Consider the following 20,410-nt stretch of genomic DNA (forward strand, 5'->3'; position numbering starts at 1 on the left):
GCACCGCGACCCCCGCCCGCCGCGGCGGGGACCACACGACCCCTCGGCCGGCGGCGCACCGCGCCGGGACCTCGGAAGGACCGCACGACATGAGCAACCGCATCGACGTCAAGGACCTCAACATCTACTACGGCGACTTCCTCGCCGTGCAGGACGTCAGCATGGCGATCGAGCCCAAGTCCGTGACGGCGTTCATCGGCCCGTCCGGCTGCGGGAAGTCCACCTTCCTGCGCGCGCTCAACCGGATGCACGAGGTGATCCCGGGGGCGCGCGTCGAGGGCACCGTCGCGATGGAGGGCGTCGACCTGTACGGCAACGGCGTCGACCCCGTCGCCGTGCGTCGTCAGGTCGGCATGGTGTTCCAGCGCCCCAACCCGTTCCCGACGATGTCGATCAAGGAGAACGTGCTCGCGGGCGTCAAGCTCAACAACAAGCGGATCTCGCGGTCGGACGCCAACGACCTCGTCGAGGAGTCGCTGCGTGGCGCGAACCTGTGGAACGAGGTCAAGGACCGCCTCGACCGTCCGGGGTCCGGCCTCTCCGGCGGGCAGCAGCAGCGCCTGTGCATCGCCCGCGCGATCGCGGTGAAGCCGCAGGTGCTCCTCATGGACGAGCCCTGCTCGGCGCTCGACCCGATCTCGACGCTCGCGATCGAGGACCTCATCGCGGAGCTGAAGGACGAGTACACGATCGTCATCGTCACGCACAACATGCAGCAGGCGGCGCGCGTGAGCGACCGCACCGCGTTCTTCAACATCGCGGGCACCGGCAAGCCCGGCCGGCTCATCGAGATGGACGACACCGCGACGATGTTCTCCTCGCCGTCCCAGCAGGCCACGGAGGACTACATCTCCGGCCGCTTCGGCTGAGCCCCGACGCCCGGCTTCGCGGGCCCACGCACGACGGCGCCGCTCTCCACCGAGGGGAGCGGCGCCGTCGTGCTGCTCGGCGTAGCGCGGCGGGCGGCCGCGGTCGGCTCAGGGGACCAGGTGCGCGTACTCCTCGAGCGTCCCGTCGAGGACGGGCAGGGAGAGGGTCTCCTCCTCGCCCGTGCTCACGGAGACGGTCACGGGCAGGACGCTGCCCGGCGCGACGTCGACGCTGCCGAGCTGGGCGTCGAAGCCGTCCTCGGTGCCGAGGTACACGGTCGACCCGGCCTCGACGGGCACGGTCAGACCGGCGCCGCCCTCGGGAGCGAGCTCGAACTCGACGTCCTCGCCGGTGTCGTTCGCGAAGGCGCCGATGACGGCGCCCGGCTCGCCCTCGCCCGCGGTGACGATCATGAGGTTGAGCCCGCGCAGGTCGTCCGTGAGGTTCACCCGGAGGCCGTCGGACGGCGAGTAGGGCCGGTTCGTCTCGATGGGGGAGCACGCGGCGGTGGCGGCGACGGTCGCGACGACGACGGGGACGGCCCAGGCCCGCAGGGTCCGGCGTGCTCGGGTGGTCGTGGTGCGGGTCACGTGCTCTCCAGGGGCGCGAGGGGGAGGGTTTCGGGCCAAGCCTAGTGGGTCCTCGTCCGCGGGTGCTGCTCGCCGTGGCGCAGGCGTCCGTGGGCTGTTCGCGGGGCGTTCGCGAGGTGTTCGTGACGAGGCCTCGAGACGCCCCTGACCTGCATTAACACCGATGCTGGGGCCTGCGGGAGGATGCCCGGGGCTCAGATATCCGCAGAGGCCCGTGGTAAGATGGACCTCCGCGAAAGGGGACATCTGCAGATGACGTTCACAGTAGGCGAGACCGTTGTCTACCCGCACCACGGCGCCGCACTGATCGAAGAGATCAAGACGCGTACGATCCGCGGCGAGGACAAGATCTACCTCAAGCTCAAGGTCGCCCAGGGTGACCTGACCATCGAAGTCCCAGCCGAGAACGTCGACCTCGTCGGCGTGCGTGACGTCGTCGGCCAGGAAGGCCTCGACCGTGTTTTCGAGGTGCTTCGTGCACCCTACACGGAGGAGCCGACCAACTGGTCCCGCCGGTACAAGGCGAACCTCGAGAAGCTCGCGTCGGGTGACGTCATCAAGGTGGCGGAGGTCGTGCGTGACCTCTCCCGCCGGGACGCCGACCGGGGCCTGTCGGCCGGGGAGAAGCGGATGCTCTCCAAGGCTCGCCAGATCCTCGTCTCGGAGCTCGCGCTGGCCGAGCACACCGAGGAGGACAAGGCCGAGGCAATCCTCGACGAGGTCCTCGCGTCCTGACCCACCGGTCGAACCACCGGGCAGCTCGTCGAACCGCCCGCCGCTCGACACCTCGGGAGGGTGGCCGTCCACGGACGACCACCCTCCCGTCGTCGTTCCCACCTCGGGCGCACCTGACCTCACGGCGGGACGCTCGGGCCACGACCCGGGATACGGTGTGGCCGTGCCGACTCTCGCCGTCCTCACCGCCGCGGGCTCCGGGACGCGCCTCGGGATGGACGTCCCGAAGGCGCTCGTCGAGCTCGACGGCCTGCCCCTCGTCGTGCACGCCGCGCGGCGCCTGTGCTCATCCGGCGTGGTGGACGCCATCGTCGTGACGGCGCCACCGGATCTCGTCGACCACGTCGCGGCGATGCTGCGCGACGATCCCGGCGTCGACCGTCCCGTGCGCGCCGTCGCCGGGTCGGGCACCCGCCAGGCGTCCGTCGCCGCCGGGCTGCGAGCAGGCCTGGCCGCTGCGGAGCCGGTGCCCGGTGCCGGTCCGGTGGACGTCGTCCTCGTGCACGACGCCGCCCGCCCCCTCGCGCCGCCCGCTCTCGTGCGGCGCGTGGTGGAGGCGGTCCGCGCCGGGCACCTCGCCGTCGTCCCGGGGCTCCCCGTGACCGACACCGTCAAGCGCGTCGACCCCGCGGCTCCCGACGACCCTGTGCGCGCCGAGCGGGTGACCGGGACCATCGACCGGTCGGCGCTGCGCGCGGTCCAGACGCCCCAGGGCTTCGACCGCGCCCTGCTCGAGAGGGCTCACGCGGCCGCGGAGCACCGCGCGGACGACGAGTCGACGGCGGCGACCGACGACGCCGGTCTCGTCGAGGACCTCGGGCACGCGGTGCACGTCGTCCCGGGAGACCTCGCTGCGGCGAAGATCACCACGCGCCACGACCTGCGGGTCGCCGAGCTCACCCTCCAGGAGTCGCGATGACCGATCCGTCGGAGCCCGTCGTCCGGTCCTCGCCGCCGGGGGTGCCGTCAGGGCTCCCGCGCACGGGCGTCGGGGTCGACGTCCACGCGTACGCGGCCGAGGGCGAGGACCGCCCCCTGTGGCTCGGCGGCCTGCACTGGCCGAGGGAGAGAGGGCTCGCGGGCCACTCGGACGCCGACGTCGCCGCTCACGCCGCAGCGGACGCCCTGTTCTCGGCGAGCGGGCTCGGGGACCTGGGGTCGAACTTCGGCACGTCCGCGCCGGAGTGGGCCGGGGCGAGCGGCGCGAGGCTGCTCGCGGAGGCCGCGCGCCGCGTCCGGGCGGCGGGTTTCGAGATCGGCAACGTCGCGGTCCAGGTGATCGGCAACCGGCCGCGCGTCGGCTCCCGCCGGGCCGAGGCGGAGGCTGCGCTCAGCGCGGCGGCGGGTGCCCCCGTGACCCTCACGGCCACGACCACCGACGGCCTCGGCCTCACGGGGCGCGGGGAGGGCGTCGCGGCCGTCGCGACGGCGCTCGTCGTGGCGGTCAGCCCGCCGGCGTGACCTGCACGCTCGTCAGGACGGACCGTGCCTCCTCCGCCCCGGTGGCGTCCTCCACGGCGTGGGACGCGGTGAGGTACACCGTCCACGGCTCGCCGTCCTCGGCGGTCGACCCGACGAGCACCACCTCCTGGGCGACCGGCGTCCCGCCGACGTCGACCGTGCCCGAGACGCGGTAGGCGGGCGTCTCCCCGAGGGTCGTCGCGCCCTGGCCCTCGGTGTCGGGGACCCAGCCGTCGATCGCGGCGACGCGCTCCGCGGTGGCGGCGCCGGCGTCGTCGAGCGCGCCGTCCCCTGCCTCGCCCGTGACGACGACGTCGGCGCGGAACGCCGGGTCGCCGAACCCGTCGGGGGAGCGGACCGCGAACGCGCCGTCCTGCGTCAGGCGCTCCCAGCCCGCGGGAACCGTCACCGAGACGGGGACGTCGGGGACCGCGTACGTCGCCGGGCTCGCGGTCGCGCCGGGCTCGTCGGACGCCCCGCAGCCTGCCAGGGCGAGCGTGGCGGCCACGAGGACCGCGCAGAAGAGCAGGGGGCGGTGAGCAGGTCGCACGGTGCTCCGTCTCGTCAGGTGAGGTCGTCGGGGTGTTTCGTCCGACGCGCCATTCTCGCGCGCCGCGGACCCCGGGTGCCAGGGCGATCGCGGGCCCGTACGATCGTGGGAAGCCTCGCGATGTGTTTCACTTTCCCAGAGCACGACACATGGGATGAACCGCACATGAACCGTATGTCCGTCGAAGAACGCCGGGCCCAGCTCGTGGACGCCGCGATGACCATCGCGGTCCGCGAGGGGGTGGAAGCGGTGACCATCCGTGGGGTCGCCGCCGAGGCGGGTGTCTCCCTGGGCGTCGTCCACTACTGCTTCGAGGACAAGGACGAGCTCCTCCAGGCGATGGGCAACAGCCTCGCCCTCGTCGCGTCCGAGCCGGTCCGTGCGTCGCTCGACGTGAGCACCGACGTGGTCGTGCTCGCCCACGCCGCGGCGGACGCGCTGTGGGAAGGGCTCACGCCCCGCCGGCACATGCGCCTGCTGACGTTCGAGTTCGCCACCGCCGGGGTGCGCAGCCGTGCGCTGCGGTCCGTCGCGCACGCGCACCTCGAGCAGACGTGGAACATGACGCAGGGGATCCTCGAGGAGGTCGCCCGGCGCGCGGGGGTCACCTACCGGCTCGACGTGCGCTTCCTGTCGCGGCTCGTGGCGGGCTACATCGACGGCATCGAGATCGCCTGGCTGGTCGAGCAGGACGACGACGTCGCGGTCGCGAGCTTCCACGCGCTCGCCGACTACGTCCTGACGCAGGTCGTGCAGCCGGAGGACGACGGGGGCCGGGCGAGCGCCTGACGGGCTGCGGCGCGGCCGACCTACCGGCCCGGCGGCTGGCCGAGGACCGCGTCGGTGTACGGGTTCGTGAACACGCCGGCGGGGTCGGCGGCGTCGCGCACGGCGAGGAAGTCGTCGAACCGGGGGTAGAGCTCGCGGAACCTCGCGGCGTCGAGGCCGTGGAGCTTGCCCCAGTGGGGTCGGCCGTCGACCTCGGCGACGATCCTCTCGACCGCGTCGAAGTACCGCTCGTGGGACAGCCGGGCGTACTGGTGGACGGCGACGTACGCCGTCGGGCGACCGTGCGCCGTCGAGAGCCAGACGTCGTCGGGCGCCGCGAAGCGCACCTCGACCGGGAACGGGACGTGCTCACCGGAGCGCTCGAGCCAGGCGTCGACCGCCGTGAGGACGTCGACCAGCCGGTCGCGCGGCACCGCGTACTCCATCTCGCGGAACCTGACCCGACGCGACGTGACGAACACCTGGTACGACGGCGCGACGTACGTGCGCGGTGCGAGCGCGCGGGCCGCGACCGCGTTGAGGTGCGGCGTCGCGCGCGGCACGGCCTTCGCGACGCGGTTGACGAGCTCGAACGCACCGTTGGAGAGCAGCTCCTCGTCGACCCACGTGCGGGCGCGGGCGACGGCTCCCGGACCGGTGCGCAGGCGCTCGAGCTCCACCGCCTCGTCGTCGGGCGCCAGGCGGTTGTTGCGCTTGGTGAGGGCGCGCCGCGTGTGCGGGAACCAGTAGAACTCGACGTGGTCGTTGCCGCCCACCAACCCGTCGGGGTCGTCGTCCGGCGCGGCGAGCCCGTCGAGCACGCGGTCGAGGGGCCACGGTTCCTCCTGCGCCCGCAGGAGGAACGCCGGGACCACCTCGAGCGTCACCGCGGACAGCACGCCCGTCGCGCCCAGCCCGAGCCGGCTCGCCTCGAAGAGCTCGGGGTCCTGCGTCGGCGTCGCCTCGCGGACCGTCCCGTCGGCGCCGACGACCCGCACGCCGCGCACCTGGGTCGCGAGCCCGCCGAGGCGCGCGCCCGTCCCGTGCGTGCCTGTCGAGATCGCGCCGGCGACCGACTGCCGGTCGATGTCGCCGAGGTTGCGCATCGCGAGCCCCGCCGCGGCGAGGGCCTCGTTGAGCCGGTGCAGGCGGATGCCCGCGCCGACCGTCACGTGCAGGGCGTCGCCCTCGCGGGAGATGCGCTCGACGAGGCTCAGCCGGTCGAGGTCGAGCAGCAGCCCGTCGGTGACCGCCGCGGGAGTGAAGGAGTGGCCTGCCCCGACGGCCCGGACGCGCAGCCCGTCGTCCGCGGCGCGCGCCACGTGGCCGGCCAGATCGGCCTCGTCCCGCGGGGTGGCCCGACGGCGCGGGCTCGCGGTGGCCGTGCGGGCCCAGTTGGTCCAGACGAGGGCGTCGTCGCTGCTCACAGCACGTACTGTCTCACGGGCGACTCGTCCGTCGGCGTCGTCGCGGTGGCGTACGTTTCTCCCATGGGCGAGGCCACGACGGCGCGAGCGGTAGGGGGCCGCGACGCAGCGACCGACGAGCAGGACACCACGGGACCCGGGTCCGGGACGTCGCCCTCGTTGCTCGCGCGCCTCACCCGGGCGACCGAGCGCCTGGACGGCCCGCTCGCCGTCGTGGACCTCGACCGGTTCGACGCGAACGCCGACGAGCTGATCGCGCGCGCCGGAGGCACACCCGTCCGCCTCGCGTCGAAGTCGGTGCGCGTGCGGGCCCTCGCGGGCCGCGCGCTCGACCGCGGGTTCCGCGGCGTCATGGCGTTCTCGGTGCGCGAGGCGCTGTGGCTCGTCGGCCAGGGCACGCGCGACGTGCTCGTGGCGTACCCCAGCGTCGACCGGGGTGCGCTCGCCGCGCTGGCCCGGGACGAGGAGGCGCGCCGCGAGATCACGCTCATGGTCGACGACGCCGCGCACGTCGCCCTCGTCCGCCAGGCGCTCGCCGGGGGCGGCCTCGGCGCGGACGCGGCGCCGGTGCAGGTGGCCCTCGACGTCGACGCGTCCCTGCGCGTCGGTGTCGGCCCGTTCGTCGCGCACCTCGGCACGCGACGCTCGCCCGTGCGAACCCCCGGCGACGCCGCGGCCCTCGCCGCGCGCGTCGCCGCCGAGCCGGGGCTGCGGCTGCGCGGCGTCATGTTCTACGAGGCGCAGGTCGCCGGGCTCCCCGACGCAAGCCCCACCGTCCGGCTCGTCAAGCGCGCGTCGGTGGCCGACCTCGCGACCCGCCGCGGCGAGGTCGCCGCGGCGGTGCGGGGCGTCGTCGGGCACGACGTCGAGCTCGTGAACTCGGGAGGGACCGGGTCGCTCGAGACGTCGGCCGCGGACCCGGTCGTGACCGAGGTGACCGCCGGATCGGGCCTCTACGTGCCCGGACTGTTCGACGGGTACCGCGCGTTCCGGCCGCGACCCGCGGCGTTCTTCGGGCTCGACGTGGTCCGCGTCCCGGCGCCGGGCTGGGCCACGGCGTTCGGCGGCGGGTACGTCGCGTCCGGGCCCGCGGCCCGCAGCCGGCTCCCGCTCGTCGCGACGCCCGGGTGGTCGCTCACCGGGCGCGAGGGCGCGGGAGAGGTCCAGACCCCGTTGCACCGCACGAGCCGGCGGGCCGCCGACCTCGAGGTCGGCGACCGGGTGTGGTTCCGCCACGCCAAGGCCGGCGAGGTGATGGAACGCTTCGACGTCGTGCACCTCGTGCGGGGCGACGAGGTCGTGGACGTCGTGCCGACCTACCGCGGCGAGGGGCGCGCCTTCGGCTGACCGTCGCGGCGGAGTCGCAGGCCCGGCGTCGGGAGCGCGGTTCGGACCGCGACGCGCCGCCCCGGTACCCTTGCGGACGTGACCCTTCGCCTGTTCGACACCGCCACGCGGGACGTGCGCGACTTCGTGCCCCAGACCGCGGGCGAGGTCGGCATCTACCTGTGTGGCGCGACCGTCCAGGCCGCACCCCACATCGGTCACATGCGCTCCGCCGTCGCGTTCGACGTCCTCGTGCGCTGGCTGCGTCGCGCGGGGTCACGCGTCACCCTCATCCGGAACGTCACGGACATCGACGACAAGATCCTCGCCAAGTCCGCGGCCGCGGGTGAGCCCTGGTGGGCCTGGGCCGCGACGTACGAGCGCGCGTTCACCGCCGCGTACGACGCGCTCGGCGTGCAGCCGCCCACCTACGAGCCGCGCGCGACCGGGCACGTCCCCGACATGGTCGACCTCATGGAGCGGCTCGTCGAGCGCGGCCACGCGTACACCACCGGGCCGGGCGACGTCTGGTTCGACGTGCGGTCGTGGCGCGAGTACGGCTCGCTCACCAACCAGCGCCTCGAGGATCTCAACCCCGTGCCCGACGACGTCCCCGCCGACGCGCAGGAGGCCGCCGCCAAGCACGACCCGCGCGACTTCGCGCTGTGGAAGGCGCCCAAGGAGGGCGAGCCGGCGACGGCGTCGTGGGAGACGCCGTTCGGGCGCGGGCGGCCGGGCTGGCACCTCGAGTGCTCCGCGATGGCCCGGCGCTACCTCGGCGACACGTTCGACATCCACGGCGGCGGCCTCGATCTGCGCTTCCCGCACCACGAGAACGAGCAGGCGCAGTCGCGTGCCGCGGGGTACGGCTTTGCGCGGCACTGGCTGCACAGCGCGTGGGTGACGCAGGGCGGCACCAAGATGAGCAAGTCGCTCGGCAACGGGCTCCTGGTGCGCGAGGTCCTGGCGTCGACCAGCCCCGCCGTGCTGCGCTACGCGCTCGCGTCCGTCCAGTACCGCTCGATGCTCGAGTGGACGCCCGCGACCGTCACCGAGGCGCAGACCACGTGGGAGCGCCTCGCCGGGTTCGTGGAGCGCGCCACCGAGCGCGTGGGGGACGTCGGCGACGTGCGCGACGCCGAGCTGCCCACCGCCTTCACCACCGCGATGGACGACGACCTCAACGTGCCGGCGGCGCTCGCCGTCGTGCACGAGCACCTGCGGGCGGGGAACTCGGCGCTCGCCGACCGCAGCAGCGCGGCCGACGCCGTCGCGCGCCACCACCTCGTCGCGCTGCGCGCGATGCTGGAGGTGCTCGGCCTCGACCCGGGCGACCCGCAGTGGGCCGACGCGGGCGACTCACGCTATGCGGCCGCGCTCGACGCGGTCGTCGGCGCCGAGATCGCGGCCCGCGCCGACGCCCGTGCCGCACGAGACTTCGCGACCGCCGACGCGATCCGGGACCGCCTCGCGGCGGCCGGGATCGTCGTCGAGGACTCCGCCGACGGCGCGCGCTGGAGCCTCGGCTGACCGAGCATGGACCGAGGGACTCGCACGAGAACCCCGGCCTCAGCCGCCCGCGCCCCGCGCGGCGGCGCACCACGACCTGAACGACCGACGACACGACGGGCAGACCCATGGCAGGCAACTCACAACGACGCGGCGCGATGCGCAAGGCCGGGAGCAAGAAGGGCGCGACCGTCGGCTCCGGCGGTCAGCGCCGCAAGGCGCTCGAGGGTCGCGGCCCCACGCCCAAGGCCGAGGACCGCGTCTACCACCCGGCTCATCAGCGCAAGGCGGCCGCCGAGAAGAAGGCCGCGGGCCAGCGACCGGGCGGTGCGCGCAGCGGCCGCGGCGGCTCCCCGAAGGGCCGTGGTGGCGTCCAGGAGATCGTCACCGGCCGCAACTCCGTGCTCGAGGCGCTGCGCGCCGGCATCCCCGTCGATGCCGTCTACCTCTTCTCGCGCCTCGACGCCGACGACCGCACGCGCGAGATCCTCGACATCGTGTCGGGTCGCGGCTACGAGCTGCTCGAGGTCGGCAAGCCCGAGCTCGACCGGCTGACCGACGGCGCGGTCCACCAGGGCGTCGCGCTCAAGGTCCCGCCGTACGACTACAAGGACGTCGACGACCTGCTCGACGCCGCGGCCGCGTCCGACCGTGCGCCGCTCATCGTCGCGCTCGACGGCGTCACCGACCCCCGCAACCTCGGCGCGGTCCTGCGCTCCGCCGGTGCGTTCGGCGCGCACGGCGTGCTCGTCCCCGAGCGTCGGGCCGCCGGCGTCACCGCGTCGGCGTGGAAGGTGTCCGCCGGCGCCGCCGCACGCGTGCCCGTCGCGCGCGCCACGAACCTCGTGCGCGCGCTCGGCGAGCTGAAGAAGGCGGGCTGCTTCGTCGTCGGGCTCGACGCGGGCGGCACGACGTCGATCGGCGACCTCCAGCTCGCGACCGAGCCGCTCGTCGTCGTCGCCGGGTCCGAGGGCAAGGGGCTCTCGCGCCTCGTGCGCGAGGCGTGCGACGTCGTCGCGTCCATCCCCATCGGCTCCGACACCGAGTCGCTCAACGCCGCCGTCGCGACCGGCATCTCGCTGTACGAGGTCGCGCGGCTGCGCGCGGCGCAGGACTGACGTCGCACGCCCACGCCCTGTCAGCGCTGCGCCGCCCACGGGACCCGTGGAGCGCTGACAGGCGCGCACGCCCACGACCTGTCAGCGCTGCACCGTCCACCGGGCCCGTGGAGCACTGACAGGCGCGCACGGCCGCTGCACCTGGTCAGCCGTAGTACTCCGGGTCCTTCTCGCCCGGCGCGAGCCCGAGGATCGACTTCTCGTCCGGCCGGTGCTGCAGCACGTTCTCGACGTACGAGCGCGTCGCCTCCGCCATCGGCACGTCGCGGCCAGCGCGCTCCGAGATGAACCACCGGTGGTCGAGGATCTCGTGGAAGAGCTGCGCCGGCTCGAGCTTGCGCCGCAGGTTGCGGGGCACGGCCTGGATCGTCGGCTCGAACGCCCCGCTCAGCCAGTCGTGCGCGACGAACTCCTCGTCGTCGTTCTGCCGGTCCGCCGCCGCGCGGTACGAGTCGAGGTCGTTGAGCAGGCGCCGGGCCTGGTTCTCCTGGACGTCGAGACCGGTGAGGCGCAGCAGGCGCCGGGAGTGGTGGCCCGCGTCGACCACCTTGGGCTGGATCTGCACGGTCGTGCCGTCGATGTCCGTCGTGATGGCGAGCTCGCCGACGTCGAAGCCCAGGTCGTTCAGGTGCTCGATACGCGCCGCGACCCGCCACCGCTCGTCCGCGTCGAACGACTCCGACGTCGTGAGCGCCTCCCACAGCTCCTCGTAGCGCGTGACGAGAGCGTCGCCGATCGCGATCTCGTCCACGTCCTCGTCGAGCAGCTCGCCCGCCGCCAGGTCCATGAGCTCGCCGATGATGTTCGTCCGTGCGAGGTCGACGTCGTACGAGCGCTGGCCCGGCGAGAGCTCGCGGTGCAGGTCGCCCGTCTCCGCGTCCACGAGGAACGCCGCGAACGTCTCCGCGTCCCGGCGGAACAACGTGTTGGACAGCGACACGTCGCCCCAGTAGAAGCCCACGAGGTGCAGCCGCACGAGGAGCACGGCCAGCGCGTCGATGAGACGCGTCGCGGTGTCCGGCCGCAGAGACTGGCTGAACAGCGCGCGGTACGGCAGCGAGAACTGCAGGTGCTCCGTGACGAGCACCGCCTCGAGCGGCTCGCCGTCGGGGTCCTTGCGGCCAGTGATGACGCCCACGGGCACGACGCTCGGCACCTCGAGCCGGCGTAGCTGACGCAGCAGCTCGTACTCCCGGTACGCGACCGACTCGCCGATCTCCTTGATCGCGATCACCCGGCCCGAGAGGCGGACGAACCGCACGATGTGCCGGGAGATACCGCGGGGGAGGGCCGCGAGCGTCTCGGCCGGCCAGTCCTCGAGCGGGACGTCCCAGGGCAGGTCGAGCAGAGCCGGGTCGGGGGCAGACGCGGTGATCTGCAGGTTGTGCACCGTCACGCGTCCCATTGTCCATGGTCGGTGTGCTGTCTCGGGCTCGGGCTCGGGCTCGGGCTCGGTCCGCCGACGCCTGCGCGAGGGGCGGGCGGGTCTACCATCCGGACCCTCGTTCCTCGGGTCCTCCCGCCAGACCCGCCACGACCCGCCCCACCCCTGCTCCGGCGTCGGCGGGCTGAGATGCCGAACCCTGGGTTGTGGCTCAAGGCAGGACTGGAATGCGGCACAGCCCGGGGTTCGGCGGGGTGGGGTGGCGAACCCGGGGTTATGACGCAGGTGAGCGCTCACGTGGCGCACAACCCGGGGTTCGGCGGGCCGGGCGCCCGGACGACGAAGGGCGGGCCCGACCTTGAGGTCGGACCCGCCCTGTCGGCGGTGCGGAGGTCAGCTGAGGCGCTGGCCCGACGCGGCCGAGAAGACGTGCGAGTTGCCCGGGCGGATCGCCACGTAGATGCGCTCGCCCTTGGCGGGGACGTTGCGCGGGTCGACGCGGACGATGACCTGGTTGTCGCCGGCGCCCGAGTGGACGTCGGCCTGCGCCGCCAGCTCGCCCTTGAGGGTGCCGTAGACGAACGCGTCGGAGCCCAGCTCCTCGACGATGTTCACCTCGACGGGGAACGCGCTCTCGTTGGCCTGCGACACGACGTCGAGGGCCTCGGGACGGAAGCCGATGGTCACCTTGCCGTTGTCGGCCTCGGAGATCTTCGCGGCCACGTCGCGCTCGAGCGGCAGTCGGGCGGGGCCGACCTCGGCCACGCCACCGTTGATGGTGAACGTGCCGATGTTCATCGCGGGCGAGCCGATGAAGCCCGCGACGAAAACGTTCTGCGGGGTGTCGTACATCTCGCGCGGGGTGCCGACCTGCTGGAGCAGACCGTCCTTGAGGACCGCGATGCGGTCACCCATCGTGAGGGCCTCGGTCTGGTCGTGCGTGACGTAGACCGTGGTGACGCCGAGACGACGCTGGAGCGACGCGATCTGCGTACGGGTCTGGACGCGCAGCTTGGCGTCGAGGTTCGACAGCGGCTCGTCCATGAGGAACACCTGGGGCTGACGCACGATCGCGCGGCCCATGGCGACACGCTGACGCTGACCACCGGAGAGCGCCTTCGGCTTGCGGTCCAGGTACTCGGAGAGGTCGAGGATCTTCGCAGCCTCCTCGACGCGCTGGCGGATCTCCGCCTTCGGCTTGCCGGCGATCTTCAGGGCGAAGCCCATGTTGTCCGCGACGGACATGTGCGGGTACAGCGCGTAGTTCTGGAACACCATCGCGATGTCGCGGTCCTTCGGCTGGACGTCCGTGACGTCGCGGTCGCCGATGTAGATGTTGCCCGCGTTGACGTCCTCGAGGCCCGCGAGCATGCGGAGCGAGGTCGACTTGCCGCAGCCCGAGGGGCCGACGAGGACGAGGAACTCGCCGTCCTCGATGTGCAGGTTCAGCTGGTCCACCGCGGGGCGCTCGGTCCCGGGGTAGAGCCGCGTTGCGTGGTCGTAGGTGACCGTAGCCATGATCTGGTACATCCCTCCACCGGCAGGTACGTGCCGGACGATCCGTTGTGCAGTGACGTGCCACTTCGACGTAGCTGTTCGCGATGGCGGACGAGCGTGTCTTCGACGACACAAATGAAGTCGGACCCCCACAGGGACCCGACGTCATCGTGGAGCCGATACTACCCCTGGCGGCTGAGTGCTAGGTCACACCCGGGTGCCTCGAAGGTCACGATCCGGTCCCGACCTCGCCGCCCAGGGCGCGCGCCAGGAGGTCGAGAGCGGCGGCGAGCGTGTCGGCGTCGGGCACGCGCTGCGACGCGGCGGTCGCGCCCGGCCCCACCTTGATGCCCAGGTCGTCGCCGTCGAGGATCGCGAGGGCCGTCTCGTCGGTCGTGTCGTCGCCCGCGTACAGGACGCGCGTCCGGCCGGTCGTCCCGGCGTCCTGCCCGACGTCGTCGCGCAGCCGGTCCACCGCCTCGCCCTTCGACACGGTGAGGACGGCGATCTCGACGACGTCCTTGCCGTGCATCGCGTGCAGCCCGAGGTGCTCGGCCACCGCGTCGGCGGCGGCCTCGGCCGCCAGGGTGTCCTCGGCGGAGGCGAGCCGGGTGTGCAGGACGGCGGCGCTCGGCTTCTCCTGCACCCAGGCGCCGTCGCGCCCGGCGACCGCGGCGGCCAGGCCGGTCCTCAGCTCGGCGAGCGCTCGCTCCTGCGCGTCGGTGAGCACGAGGGGGACGGCGTCGACGCCGTGCTCGGTCACGCGTCCTGTCTCGGCGCCGTGGCTCCCGACGAGGAACGTCCCGACCGGGGGCTCTCCCCGCTCGGCGAGATCGGTGAGGTTGCGTCCCGACACGAGGGCGAGCCGCGTCGTCGTCCCTCGCGCCGCCGCCGCGAGGCGGTCCACGGCTGCCCGGGCCGCGGGCGTCATGCGCGCGGCGAGGGGGTCGTCGACGAGCGGCGCGAGCGTCCCGTCGAAGTCGAGGGCGACGAGGCGCGCGCGGGGCGGCCCGTCGCCGTCGCCCGCGAACGCGAGGACGGCGTCGGCGACGTCGGGCGGCAGCGCGACACCGGCGGGCAGGGCGCCGCTCATGCGTCGCGCTCCGCGGCGTCGTCCTGCTGCGCGCGGTCGATGGGCTCTGCGGGCCGGCGCGGTACCCGCGACGGCATGGCGGTCAGGACGCCGAGGAACGACTCCGACCACTTGGCGACGTCGTCCGCGAGGACGCGGCGGCGCAGGCGGCGCATGCGCTTGCGCTGCTCGCGGTGGTCCATGTGCGCGGCCGCGACGATGATGTCCTTCATCCCGTCGATGTCGTGCGGGTTGACGAGCAGCGCCCCGGACGCGAGCTCGTCGGCGGCGCCCGTGAACTCCGACAGGATGAGGACGCCGCGGTCGTCGGAGCGGGCCGCGACGTACTCCTTCGCGACGAGGTTCATGCCGTCGCGCAGGGACGTGACGAGCATGACGTCCGCCGCGAGGTACAGCGCGGCCATCTCCTCGGGCGGGTAGGAGTGGTGCAGGTAGTGGATGGCCGCGTGCCCGATCTCGGCGTACTCGCCGTTGATGCGGCCCACCGCGCCCTCGACGTGCTCGCGCAGCTCCTGGTAGGCGTCCACGTTCTCGCGGCTCGGGCTCGCGACCTGGACGAGGGTGGCGTGCTCGACGTCGAGCCGGCCGTCCTGCAGCAGCTCGCCGTACGCCTTGATGCGGTGGCGGATGCCCTTCGTGTAGTCGAGGCGGTCGACGCCGAGGATCATGACGTCGGGGTCGCCGAGGTCCGCGCGGACCTCGCGGGCGCGCTGCTGCACCTCGGGGGTGCGCGCGAGCTCGTCGAACCGCCGGGAGTCGATGGAGATGGGGAACGCGGCCGCGCGCACGTGCCGGTCGTGGCCCGCGGCCGTCGGCACCGTGATCATCGGGCCGCGCGTCGTGTACGCGCGCAGCCGGCGGACCGCGCGGATGAAGTTCGCGGCGTCGCCCGCCCGCTGGAACCCCACGAGGTCGGCGCCGAGCAGGCCGTCGAGGACCTGGCGTCGCCACGGGAGCTGCTGGAACAGCTCGAGCGGGGGGAAGGGGATGTGGTTGAAGAACCCGATCCGGATGTCGGGCCGCTGCTCGCGGACCATCTGCGGCACGAGCTGGAGCTGGTAGTCGTGCACCCACACGACGGCGCCCGGTGCGGCCTGCGCGACGGCGGCGTCGGCGAAGCGCTGGTTGACGCGGCGGTACGCGTCCCACCACGTGCGGTGGTAGGTGGGCGGCGAGATGACGTCGTGGTAGAGCGGCCAGAGGGTGTCGTTGGAGAAGCCCTCGTAGTAGCGCTCGATCTCGTCGGCGGTCAGCGTCACGGGGACGAGGCGCATGTCGTCGGCGTCGAACGGCTCGTGGGCGAGGTCGGGCGCACCGGACCAGCCGACCCACGCGCCGTCGGAGGACTTCATGACCGCCTCGAGCGCCGTGACCAGGCCGCCCGGCGATCGGTCCCACGAGACGTCACCCCTGGCGTCCACCGTGAAGTCCACGGGCAGCCGGTTGGCCACGACGACGAGATCGAACCCTTCTTTGCCTGACAACGGAATTCTCCTTGGTGCTTCGATGGAACGCGGATGGCGCGTCCCAGGGTAGACGGACGGTCGCGGACGGCGCGGGTCGACACCGACCGTCCCGGGCCGCCGGACGTCGCGTCTGCGGCTACCTTGTCACCATGGAGGAGTCCACGCAGCGCGTCGCCCCGACGGCGGGCGGCCGCGGGCCGGCACCCGGCAGCGAGGTCGGGGGCTACCTCATCGGCGCGCGCCTCGGCTCCGGCGCCATGGGGACGGTGCACAGCGCGCACGACGGCGGCGGCAACCTCGTCGCGATCAAGTTCCTCCACGCGCACGTCGACGTCGACGCCGCGGCGCAGGGCCGCGAGAGGTTGCGCCGCGAGGCGCTGGCCCTCCAGCGGCTGCGGCACCCGGCCGTCGCGCAGATCCTCGACGTCGAGCTCGACGGCCCGGACGCGTTCATCGTCACCGAGCTCGTCGACGGCCCGACGCTCGAGGACGAGATCGCCGACGGCGGGCCGCTCGACGCGTGGGACCTGTACGAGCTCGCCGACCAGCTCGCCGCGGCGCTCGAGGCCGTGCACGCGGCGGGCGTCATCCACCGCGACCTCAAGCCGAGCAACGTCCTCGTGGCGTCGCGCGGTCCCGTGCTCATCGACTTCGGCATCGCGCAGGGGCTCGAGGACGCGCGCGTCACGTCGACCGGCCTGGTCATGGGCACGCCCGGCTACCTCGCGCCCGAGCTGCTCGAGGGCGCGGCGCCGAGCGCCGACACCGACTGGTGGGGCTGGGCCGCCGTGCTCGCCTACGCGGCGACGGGCCGGGCGCCGTTCGGCGTGCGGCCGACCGACGTCGTGCTCGCCCGGGCTCGCAGCGGACGGCCCGACCTCGCCGGCCTCGGACCCGTCACCGCGCAGGCGCTCGCGGGCGCGCTGCACGCCGACCCCACCCGGCGTCTCGGCCCGACCGAGGTCGTCGCGGCGCTGCGCCGCGCCGCCGACACGGGCGACGCTCCCACCCAGCTCGTCGGCCCGCCGACCGGCCCCACCCAGGTCGTGGCACCCGCCGCCGTCGCTGCGGGTGCCGCGTGGGCCGCTGCCCCCGCGGTCGTGCCGCCGCCCCTGCCCGCGTCCCAGACGCAGGTGAACGACGGCCGGACCGTCGCCGTGCCCGCCGACGGGCTCGCCGACCCCGACCTGCTCGACGACCTCGGCGCCCCGCCCTCGGACGAGGCGGGCGAGCCGCTGTACGTGCGCCCGGTCCCCGCGTCCCGGCGCACGGCGCTCGCGCTCCTCGCGGTGCCGCTCGTGCTGCTGGGCGCGATGTTCCCCGGGCTCGCGTTCGGCGCGCTCGCGCTGTTCGTCGTGCTCGCGCGCGTCGTCGGCGTCACCACGGAGTCGTTGCACACGCGCCGTGAACGGCGTGGCGTGCAGCGCAGCGACACCGCACGCTCCGTCGCGGCGTCCCCCTGGTACGTGCTGCGCGCGCTCCTCGGCGCGCTCCCGTCGCTGCTCGTCGCGGCGTGCGCGGGCGTGCTGGTCGTCGTGGCGGGGTGGTGGCTGCTCGAGGCGGACCGCTGGGTCGTCGTCGCGGGGCCCGACGGCGGCAACTCGCCCGTCGTGACGACCGTCCTGCTCGTGGTCGCGATGCTCGCGGCGGTCGTGCTCGCGTGGGTCGGTCCGCTCACCTACCTCACGCGCTACGGGACCCGCACCGCGCTCGCCCGGGTCGCCCCCGGGCGCACCGGGACGCTCGTCCTCCTCGGCCTCGGGATCGCCCTCACCGTCGTGTGCGTGGTGCTGCTCGCGTCGGACCGCCCCGTCGAGTGGTGGCCGTTCCCGGGCCCGCCGGACCTCAGCTGACCTCCCCGGGCGGACGACCGGCGTCCGGTCGGCACCCAGGCCCGTCCCAGGCGGCGTGTGTAGTCTGGGCGCCGTGCTCCGGAGGACGGTCACGCGCGGTATGCCGCGCGGCGCGAGGCGGGCGTCCGTCATGCCCGCGACCGGGCCGTTCCTCGGCCCCGTCGTCCTCCTCCTCACGCTTGCCGCGGCCCTGCTGACGAACCTCGCGGACCGCGGGTTCGCCGTCGTGAACCAGTGCGTGACCGTCCCCGGCGCGTGGGGGATCGCGGGCATGCACCTCGCGCTCGTCCACGAGGCGCCCGACTGCCCGTCCGGGACGGCGCTCGGCGGCGACGGCGCCGCGATGGTCACGGTGCTCGGCGTGCTCGCCGTGCCTGTCCTGCTGGGCCACGCCGCGGCCGCGCTCGTGGCGTGGGGCGTCTCGGCGCGCGTGCGCCGGGCGCACGCACGGGCCCGCGAGCTCTCCGCCGGGGCGGTGCGCGTCCTGACCGCACTCCTCGCCCGCGTCCTCGGCGCCTCGCTGGGACGCACGGTCGCCGGGCCGCGCTCCGATCGGCTGCCGCGGCCCGACGTCGTCCCCGCCGCGCTGCACCACCTCGCCGACGCCGTGGTGCGCACCCGGCGCGGACCCCCCGTGGCCGCCCTCGCCTGACGGCTCCGGCATCTCGAGCCCGACGGCGGCACTCCCCGCCCTCCGTCGTCCCCGCACGACGACCGCACCGCACCCGAAGGACCCACCATGCCCAGCAACGAACCCCAGACCAAGGCCCAGCGCCGCGACGCCGCGCGCGCCGAGGCCCTCGCGCTCCGCGAGGCGCAGGCCAAGCGCGACCGCCGCAACCGGCTCATCACGATCGGCGCGCTCGTCGCCGGTCTGGCCGTCCTCATCGGCGTGTTCCTCTACTTCTTCATCCCCGCCCTGAACGACCAGAACGAGACCGTCGACGCGGTCGCGGCGGGGAACCTCAGCGAGGTCACGAACCCCGAGAACTCGACCGACGGCGGCATCCCGATGGGTGCCGACGGCGCCGCGGGGACCGACAACGGTGCGGAGGCGGTCGAGGTCGCGGTCTACGTCGACTACATGTGCCCCATCTGCGGCGACTTCGAGGAGGCCAACGGCGCCTCGCTCGACGCGCTGCGCGAGTCCGGCGACATCACCGTCGTGCTGCACCCCGTGTCGATCCTCGACCGGGCGTCGCAGGGGGCGCAGTTCTCCACCCGCGCCGCGGCCGCCGCCGGGTTCGTCGCCGACCAGGCCCCCGAGGCCATGAACGAGTTCAACGCCCTCATGTTCGCCAACCAGCCCGCCGAGGGCACCGAGGGCCTGACCGACGAGCAGATCGCGGACCTCGCCGAGCAGGCCGGCGCCCCCGCCGACGTCGCGGCGCAGATCGCCGACGGCACGGCCACCGAGCAGTTCGCCGACTGGGCCGCCACGGCGACGAACCTCGTCACGCAGGACGAGTCGCTCGCCAACCCGCAGTCGGGCGGCTTCGGCACCCCGACGATCGCGATCGACGGCGAGCGCTGGGACGGCAACTGGTCCGACCCGAGCGCGCTGCCCGCCGCGGTCGAGGCCGCGCAGCAGGGCTGACGCCGACCGGGTCGGGCCGGACGAGCGGGTATCCTGCTCTCTCGTCCGGCGCGAGCCGGTGCGCCGCCTTAGCTCAGCTGGTAGAGCACTCGCCTTGTAAGCGAAAGGTCGTCGGTTCGAACCCGACAGGCGGCTCCGCACGAGCCCCCGATCTCCACGAGGTCGGGGGCTTCGTCGTGCGCGGCGGAGCCGCACGGTCGCGTGAGATCGGCAGGTCGGCGTGAGATCGGCTCTTCAGAGGACCGATCTCGCGTGCGGGTGCCGATCTGGCGTCGAGCTGCCGATCTGAGGATCAGTCCTTCGCGAGCGGGACCGGCTCGAGCTCGGGCGCCTTCGGCAACCGCCCGTCGCCCGACGACGTCCCGGTGAGCCGGCGCTGCACCCACGGCCCGACGTGCGCGCGCACCCACTGCCCGTGCTGCCGGGCGCGGTCGAGAGCGGGCGACGGCGGCAGGGGAGTCAGCGGGTCGTCCCACGCCGCGTCGTCGGGCGCCTGGCCCAGCCCGACGAGCGCCGCCTGCGCCACGCGCCGGTGCCCCTCGGGCGTGAGGTGGATGCGGTCGTCGGACCACATGCGCCAGTCCTGCAGCGCGCGCAGCCCCCACAGGTCGACGACGTACGCGCCCTGTCGCCGCGCGATCGCCCAGATGTGCGCGTTGTACACCCCGACGCGCGAACGCGTCAGACCGACGAGCGGGGAGTGCGACGCGTCGAAGCCCGTGCCCATCAGCACGTCGCTCCCCGCGGCGCGCAGACGGGCGACCGCGTGCTCGAGGTTCCGCGCGAGGCGGTCGACGTCGGCGTTCGGGCGCAGGATGTCGTTCCCGCCGCCGATGACGCTCACGAGGTCCGGCTGCAGCGCGAGGGCCGCGGGCACCTGCTCCGTGAGGATCGACCGGAGCTTGCGTCCCCGGATCGCGAGGTTCGCGTACCGCAACGGCTCGTCGCCCGCGGCGACACGGCGCACGGCGAGATGCTGCGCGAGGAGGTCCGCCCAGCCGCGCTGGTGGTCGTCCTGGCCGGGGTACGGGTCCCACAGGCCCTCGGTGAACGAGTCACCCACCGCGACGTAGCTGCTCCAGCGCGGCGGGGAGGTCTCGGGGGCGGGCGTTCCGGAGGACGGGGAGGTCGTCGGGTTCGGCGTCGTCACCCGACCATTCTGCTCC

General features: G+C 74.0%; 19 protein-coding genes and 1 tRNA gene. 12 read left to right on the forward strand and 8 right to left on the reverse strand.

What is annotated here, in order from left to right:
• The first annotated feature begins 89 nt into the window (after nt 1-89).
• Nucleotides 90-869, forward strand: coding sequence for a phosphate ABC transporter ATP-binding protein PstB (gene pstB, locus AC4H2G_RS18950; protein ID WP_494367290.1), 780 nt, complete (start codon nt 90-92; stop codon nt 867-869).
• Between the two features lie 108 nt (nt 870-977).
• Here pstB and AC4H2G_RS18955 read toward each other — a convergent pair whose 3' ends face one another.
• Nucleotides 978-1,460, reverse strand: coding sequence for a hypothetical protein (locus tag AC4H2G_RS18955; RefSeq protein WP_494367291.1), 483 nt, complete (start codon nt 1,458-1,460; stop codon nt 978-980).
• Between the two features lie 252 nt (nt 1,461-1,712).
• On the opposite strand from AC4H2G_RS18955, the gene AC4H2G_RS18960 reads away from it, so the two are divergent.
• From AC4H2G_RS18960 to ispF, 3 genes are all read left to right on the forward strand, one after another.
• A complete protein-coding gene (locus AC4H2G_RS18960; RefSeq protein ID WP_031315710.1) occupies nt 1,713-2,195 on the forward strand; it encodes a CarD family transcriptional regulator in 483 nt (160 codons plus the stop codon).
• 163 nt (nt 2,196-2,358) lie between these two features.
• Nucleotides 2,359-3,114: a 2-C-methyl-D-erythritol 4-phosphate cytidylyltransferase gene (ispD, locus tag AC4H2G_RS18965; RefSeq protein ID WP_494367292.1), complete on the forward strand. Its 756-nt coding sequence runs from the start codon at nt 2,359-2,361 to the stop codon at nt 3,112-3,114.
• The gene (gene ispF / locus AC4H2G_RS18970) at nt 3,111-3,656 is read left to right on the forward strand and encodes a 2-C-methyl-D-erythritol 2,4-cyclodiphosphate synthase (RefSeq protein WP_494367293.1); all 546 of its coding nucleotides are present in this window, start codon (nt 3,111-3,113) and stop codon (nt 3,654-3,656) included. Before ispD ends, ispF begins: the two co-directional genes overlap by 4 nt.
• Here the strand turns inward: ispF and AC4H2G_RS18975 are convergent.
• Nucleotides 3,640-4,206: a hypothetical protein gene (locus tag AC4H2G_RS18975; RefSeq protein ID WP_494367294.1), complete on the reverse strand. Its 567-nt coding sequence runs from the start codon at nt 4,204-4,206 to the stop codon at nt 3,640-3,642. The genes ispF and AC4H2G_RS18975 overlap by 17 nt on opposite strands.
• A gap of 165 nt (nt 4,207-4,371) precedes the next feature.
• Between AC4H2G_RS18975 and AC4H2G_RS18980 the strand changes: the two genes are divergently transcribed.
• Nucleotides 4,372-4,995 (forward strand): TetR/AcrR family transcriptional regulator, encoded by a 624-nt coding sequence (locus AC4H2G_RS18980; RefSeq protein ID WP_494367295.1) that lies wholly within the window; start codon nt 4,372-4,374, stop codon nt 4,993-4,995.
• Nucleotides 4,996-5,015: 20 nt separating this feature from the next.
• On the opposite strand, the gene AC4H2G_RS18985 is transcribed toward AC4H2G_RS18980, so the two are convergent.
• Nucleotides 5,016-6,401, reverse strand: a complete 1,386-nt coding sequence (locus AC4H2G_RS18985) for a D-arabinono-1,4-lactone oxidase (protein WP_494367296.1) — start codon at nt 6,399-6,401, stop codon at nt 5,016-5,018.
• A gap of 63 nt (nt 6,402-6,464) precedes the next feature.
• Between AC4H2G_RS18985 and AC4H2G_RS18990 the strand changes: the two genes are divergently transcribed.
• From AC4H2G_RS18990 to rlmB, 3 genes are all read left to right on the forward strand, one after another.
• Nucleotides 6,465-7,748 carry an alanine racemase gene (locus AC4H2G_RS18990; RefSeq protein ID WP_494367297.1) on the forward strand — a complete coding sequence of 428 codons (1,284 nt, stop codon included), beginning with the start codon at nt 6,465-6,467 and terminating at the stop codon, nt 7,746-7,748.
• A 78-nt stretch (nt 7,749-7,826) separates the two neighbouring features.
• Nucleotides 7,827-9,257, forward strand: a complete 1,431-nt coding sequence (gene cysS / locus AC4H2G_RS18995; protein WP_494367298.1) for a cysteine--tRNA ligase — start codon at nt 7,827-7,829, stop codon at nt 9,255-9,257.
• 107 nt (nt 9,258-9,364) lie between these two features.
• A complete protein-coding gene (gene rlmB, locus AC4H2G_RS19000) occupies nt 9,365-10,354 on the forward strand; it encodes a 23S rRNA (guanosine(2251)-2'-O)-methyltransferase RlmB (protein ID WP_494367299.1) in 990 nt (329 codons plus the stop codon).
• Between the two features lie 145 nt (nt 10,355-10,499).
• Here the strand turns inward: rlmB and AC4H2G_RS19005 are convergent, their stop codons facing one another.
• The 4 genes from AC4H2G_RS19005 to otsA form a co-directional block, all read right to left on the reverse strand.
• Nucleotides 10,500-11,759, reverse strand: a complete 1,260-nt coding sequence (locus AC4H2G_RS19005; protein WP_494367300.1) for a DUF4032 domain-containing protein — start codon at nt 11,757-11,759, stop codon at nt 10,500-10,502.
• 372 nt (nt 11,760-12,131) lie between these two features.
• Nucleotides 12,132-13,256, reverse strand: a complete 1,125-nt coding sequence (locus AC4H2G_RS19010; RefSeq protein WP_494367301.1) for an ABC transporter ATP-binding protein — start codon at nt 13,254-13,256, stop codon at nt 12,132-12,134.
• Between the two features lie 208 nt (nt 13,257-13,464).
• A complete protein-coding gene (gene otsB / locus AC4H2G_RS19015) occupies nt 13,465-14,328 on the reverse strand; it encodes a trehalose-phosphatase (protein ID WP_494367302.1) in 864 nt (287 codons plus the stop codon).
• Nucleotides 14,325-15,818 (reverse strand): alpha,alpha-trehalose-phosphate synthase (UDP-forming), encoded by a 1,494-nt coding sequence (gene otsA / locus AC4H2G_RS19020; protein ID WP_494367407.1) that lies wholly within the window; start codon nt 15,816-15,818, stop codon nt 14,325-14,327. The genes otsB and otsA overlap by 4 nt, the downstream gene beginning before the upstream one ends.
• Before the next feature lie 125 nt (nt 15,819-15,943).
• Here otsA and AC4H2G_RS19025 point away from each other — a divergent pair, with 125 nt between their 5' ends.
• The 4 genes from AC4H2G_RS19025 (at nt 15,944) to AC4H2G_RS19040 (ending at nt 19,379) form a co-directional block, all read left to right on the forward strand.
• Complete coding sequence (locus tag AC4H2G_RS19025; protein ID WP_494367303.1) at nt 15,944-17,647, forward strand: serine/threonine-protein kinase; 1,704 nt, start codon at nt 15,944-15,946, stop codon at nt 17,645-17,647.
• Between the two features lie 73 nt (nt 17,648-17,720).
• The gene (locus tag AC4H2G_RS19030; protein ID WP_494367304.1) at nt 17,721-18,299 is read left to right on the forward strand and encodes a hypothetical protein; all 579 of its coding nucleotides are present in this window, start codon (nt 17,721-17,723) and stop codon (nt 18,297-18,299) included.
• Nucleotides 18,300-18,386: 87 nt separating this feature from the next.
• A complete protein-coding gene (locus AC4H2G_RS19035; RefSeq protein WP_494367305.1) occupies nt 18,387-19,244 on the forward strand; it encodes a DsbA family protein in 858 nt (285 codons plus the stop codon).
• A gap of 62 nt (nt 19,245-19,306) precedes the next feature.
• Nucleotides 19,307-19,379, forward strand: a tRNA-Thr gene (locus AC4H2G_RS19040).
• Nucleotides 19,380-19,536: 157 nt separating this feature from the next.
• On the opposite strand, the gene AC4H2G_RS19045 is transcribed toward AC4H2G_RS19040, so the two are convergent.
• Complete coding sequence (locus AC4H2G_RS19045) at nt 19,537-20,394, reverse strand: SGNH/GDSL hydrolase family protein (protein WP_494367306.1); 858 nt, start codon at nt 20,392-20,394, stop codon at nt 19,537-19,539.
• Nucleotides 20,395-20,410: the final 16 nt, after the last annotated feature.

This window comes from Cellulosimicrobium sp. BMG9.23, from assembly GCF_059159985.1.

Bases quoted from the DNA above. Each gene is read 5' to 3' on its own strand.
- pstB (WP_494367290.1), top strand. From the start codon at position 90: ATGAGCAACCGCATCGACGTCAAGGACCTCAACATCTACTACGGCGAC.
- AC4H2G_RS18960 (WP_031315710.1), top strand. From the start codon at position 1,713: ATGACGTTCACAGTAGGCGAGACCGTTGTCTACCCGCACCACGGCGCC.
- ispF (WP_494367293.1), top strand. From the start codon at position 3,111: ATGACCGATCCGTCGGAGCCCGTCGTCCGGTCCTCGCCGCCGGGGGTG.
- AC4H2G_RS18980 (WP_494367295.1), top strand. From the start codon at position 4,372: ATGAACCGTATGTCCGTCGAAGAACGCCGGGCCCAGCTCGTGGACGCC.
- AC4H2G_RS18990 (WP_494367297.1), top strand. From the start codon at position 6,465: ATGGGCGAGGCCACGACGGCGCGAGCGGTAGGGGGCCGCGACGCAGCG.
- rlmB (WP_494367299.1), top strand. From the start codon at position 9,365: ATGGCAGGCAACTCACAACGACGCGGCGCGATGCGCAAGGCCGGGAGC.
- AC4H2G_RS19005 (WP_494367300.1), bottom strand. From the start codon at position 11,759: ATGGGACGCGTGACGGTGCACAACCTGCAGATCACCGCGTCTGCCCCC.
- AC4H2G_RS19010 (WP_494367301.1), bottom strand. From the start codon at position 13,256: ATGGCTACGGTCACCTACGACCACGCAACGCGGCTCTACCCCGGGACC.
- otsB (WP_494367302.1), bottom strand. From the start codon at position 14,328: ATGAGCGGCGCCCTGCCCGCCGGTGTCGCGCTGCCGCCCGACGTCGCC.
- AC4H2G_RS19025 (WP_494367303.1), top strand. From the start codon at position 15,944: ATGGAGGAGTCCACGCAGCGCGTCGCCCCGACGGCGGGCGGCCGCGGG.
- AC4H2G_RS19035 (WP_494367305.1), top strand. From the start codon at position 18,387: ATGCCCAGCAACGAACCCCAGACCAAGGCCCAGCGCCGCGACGCCGCG.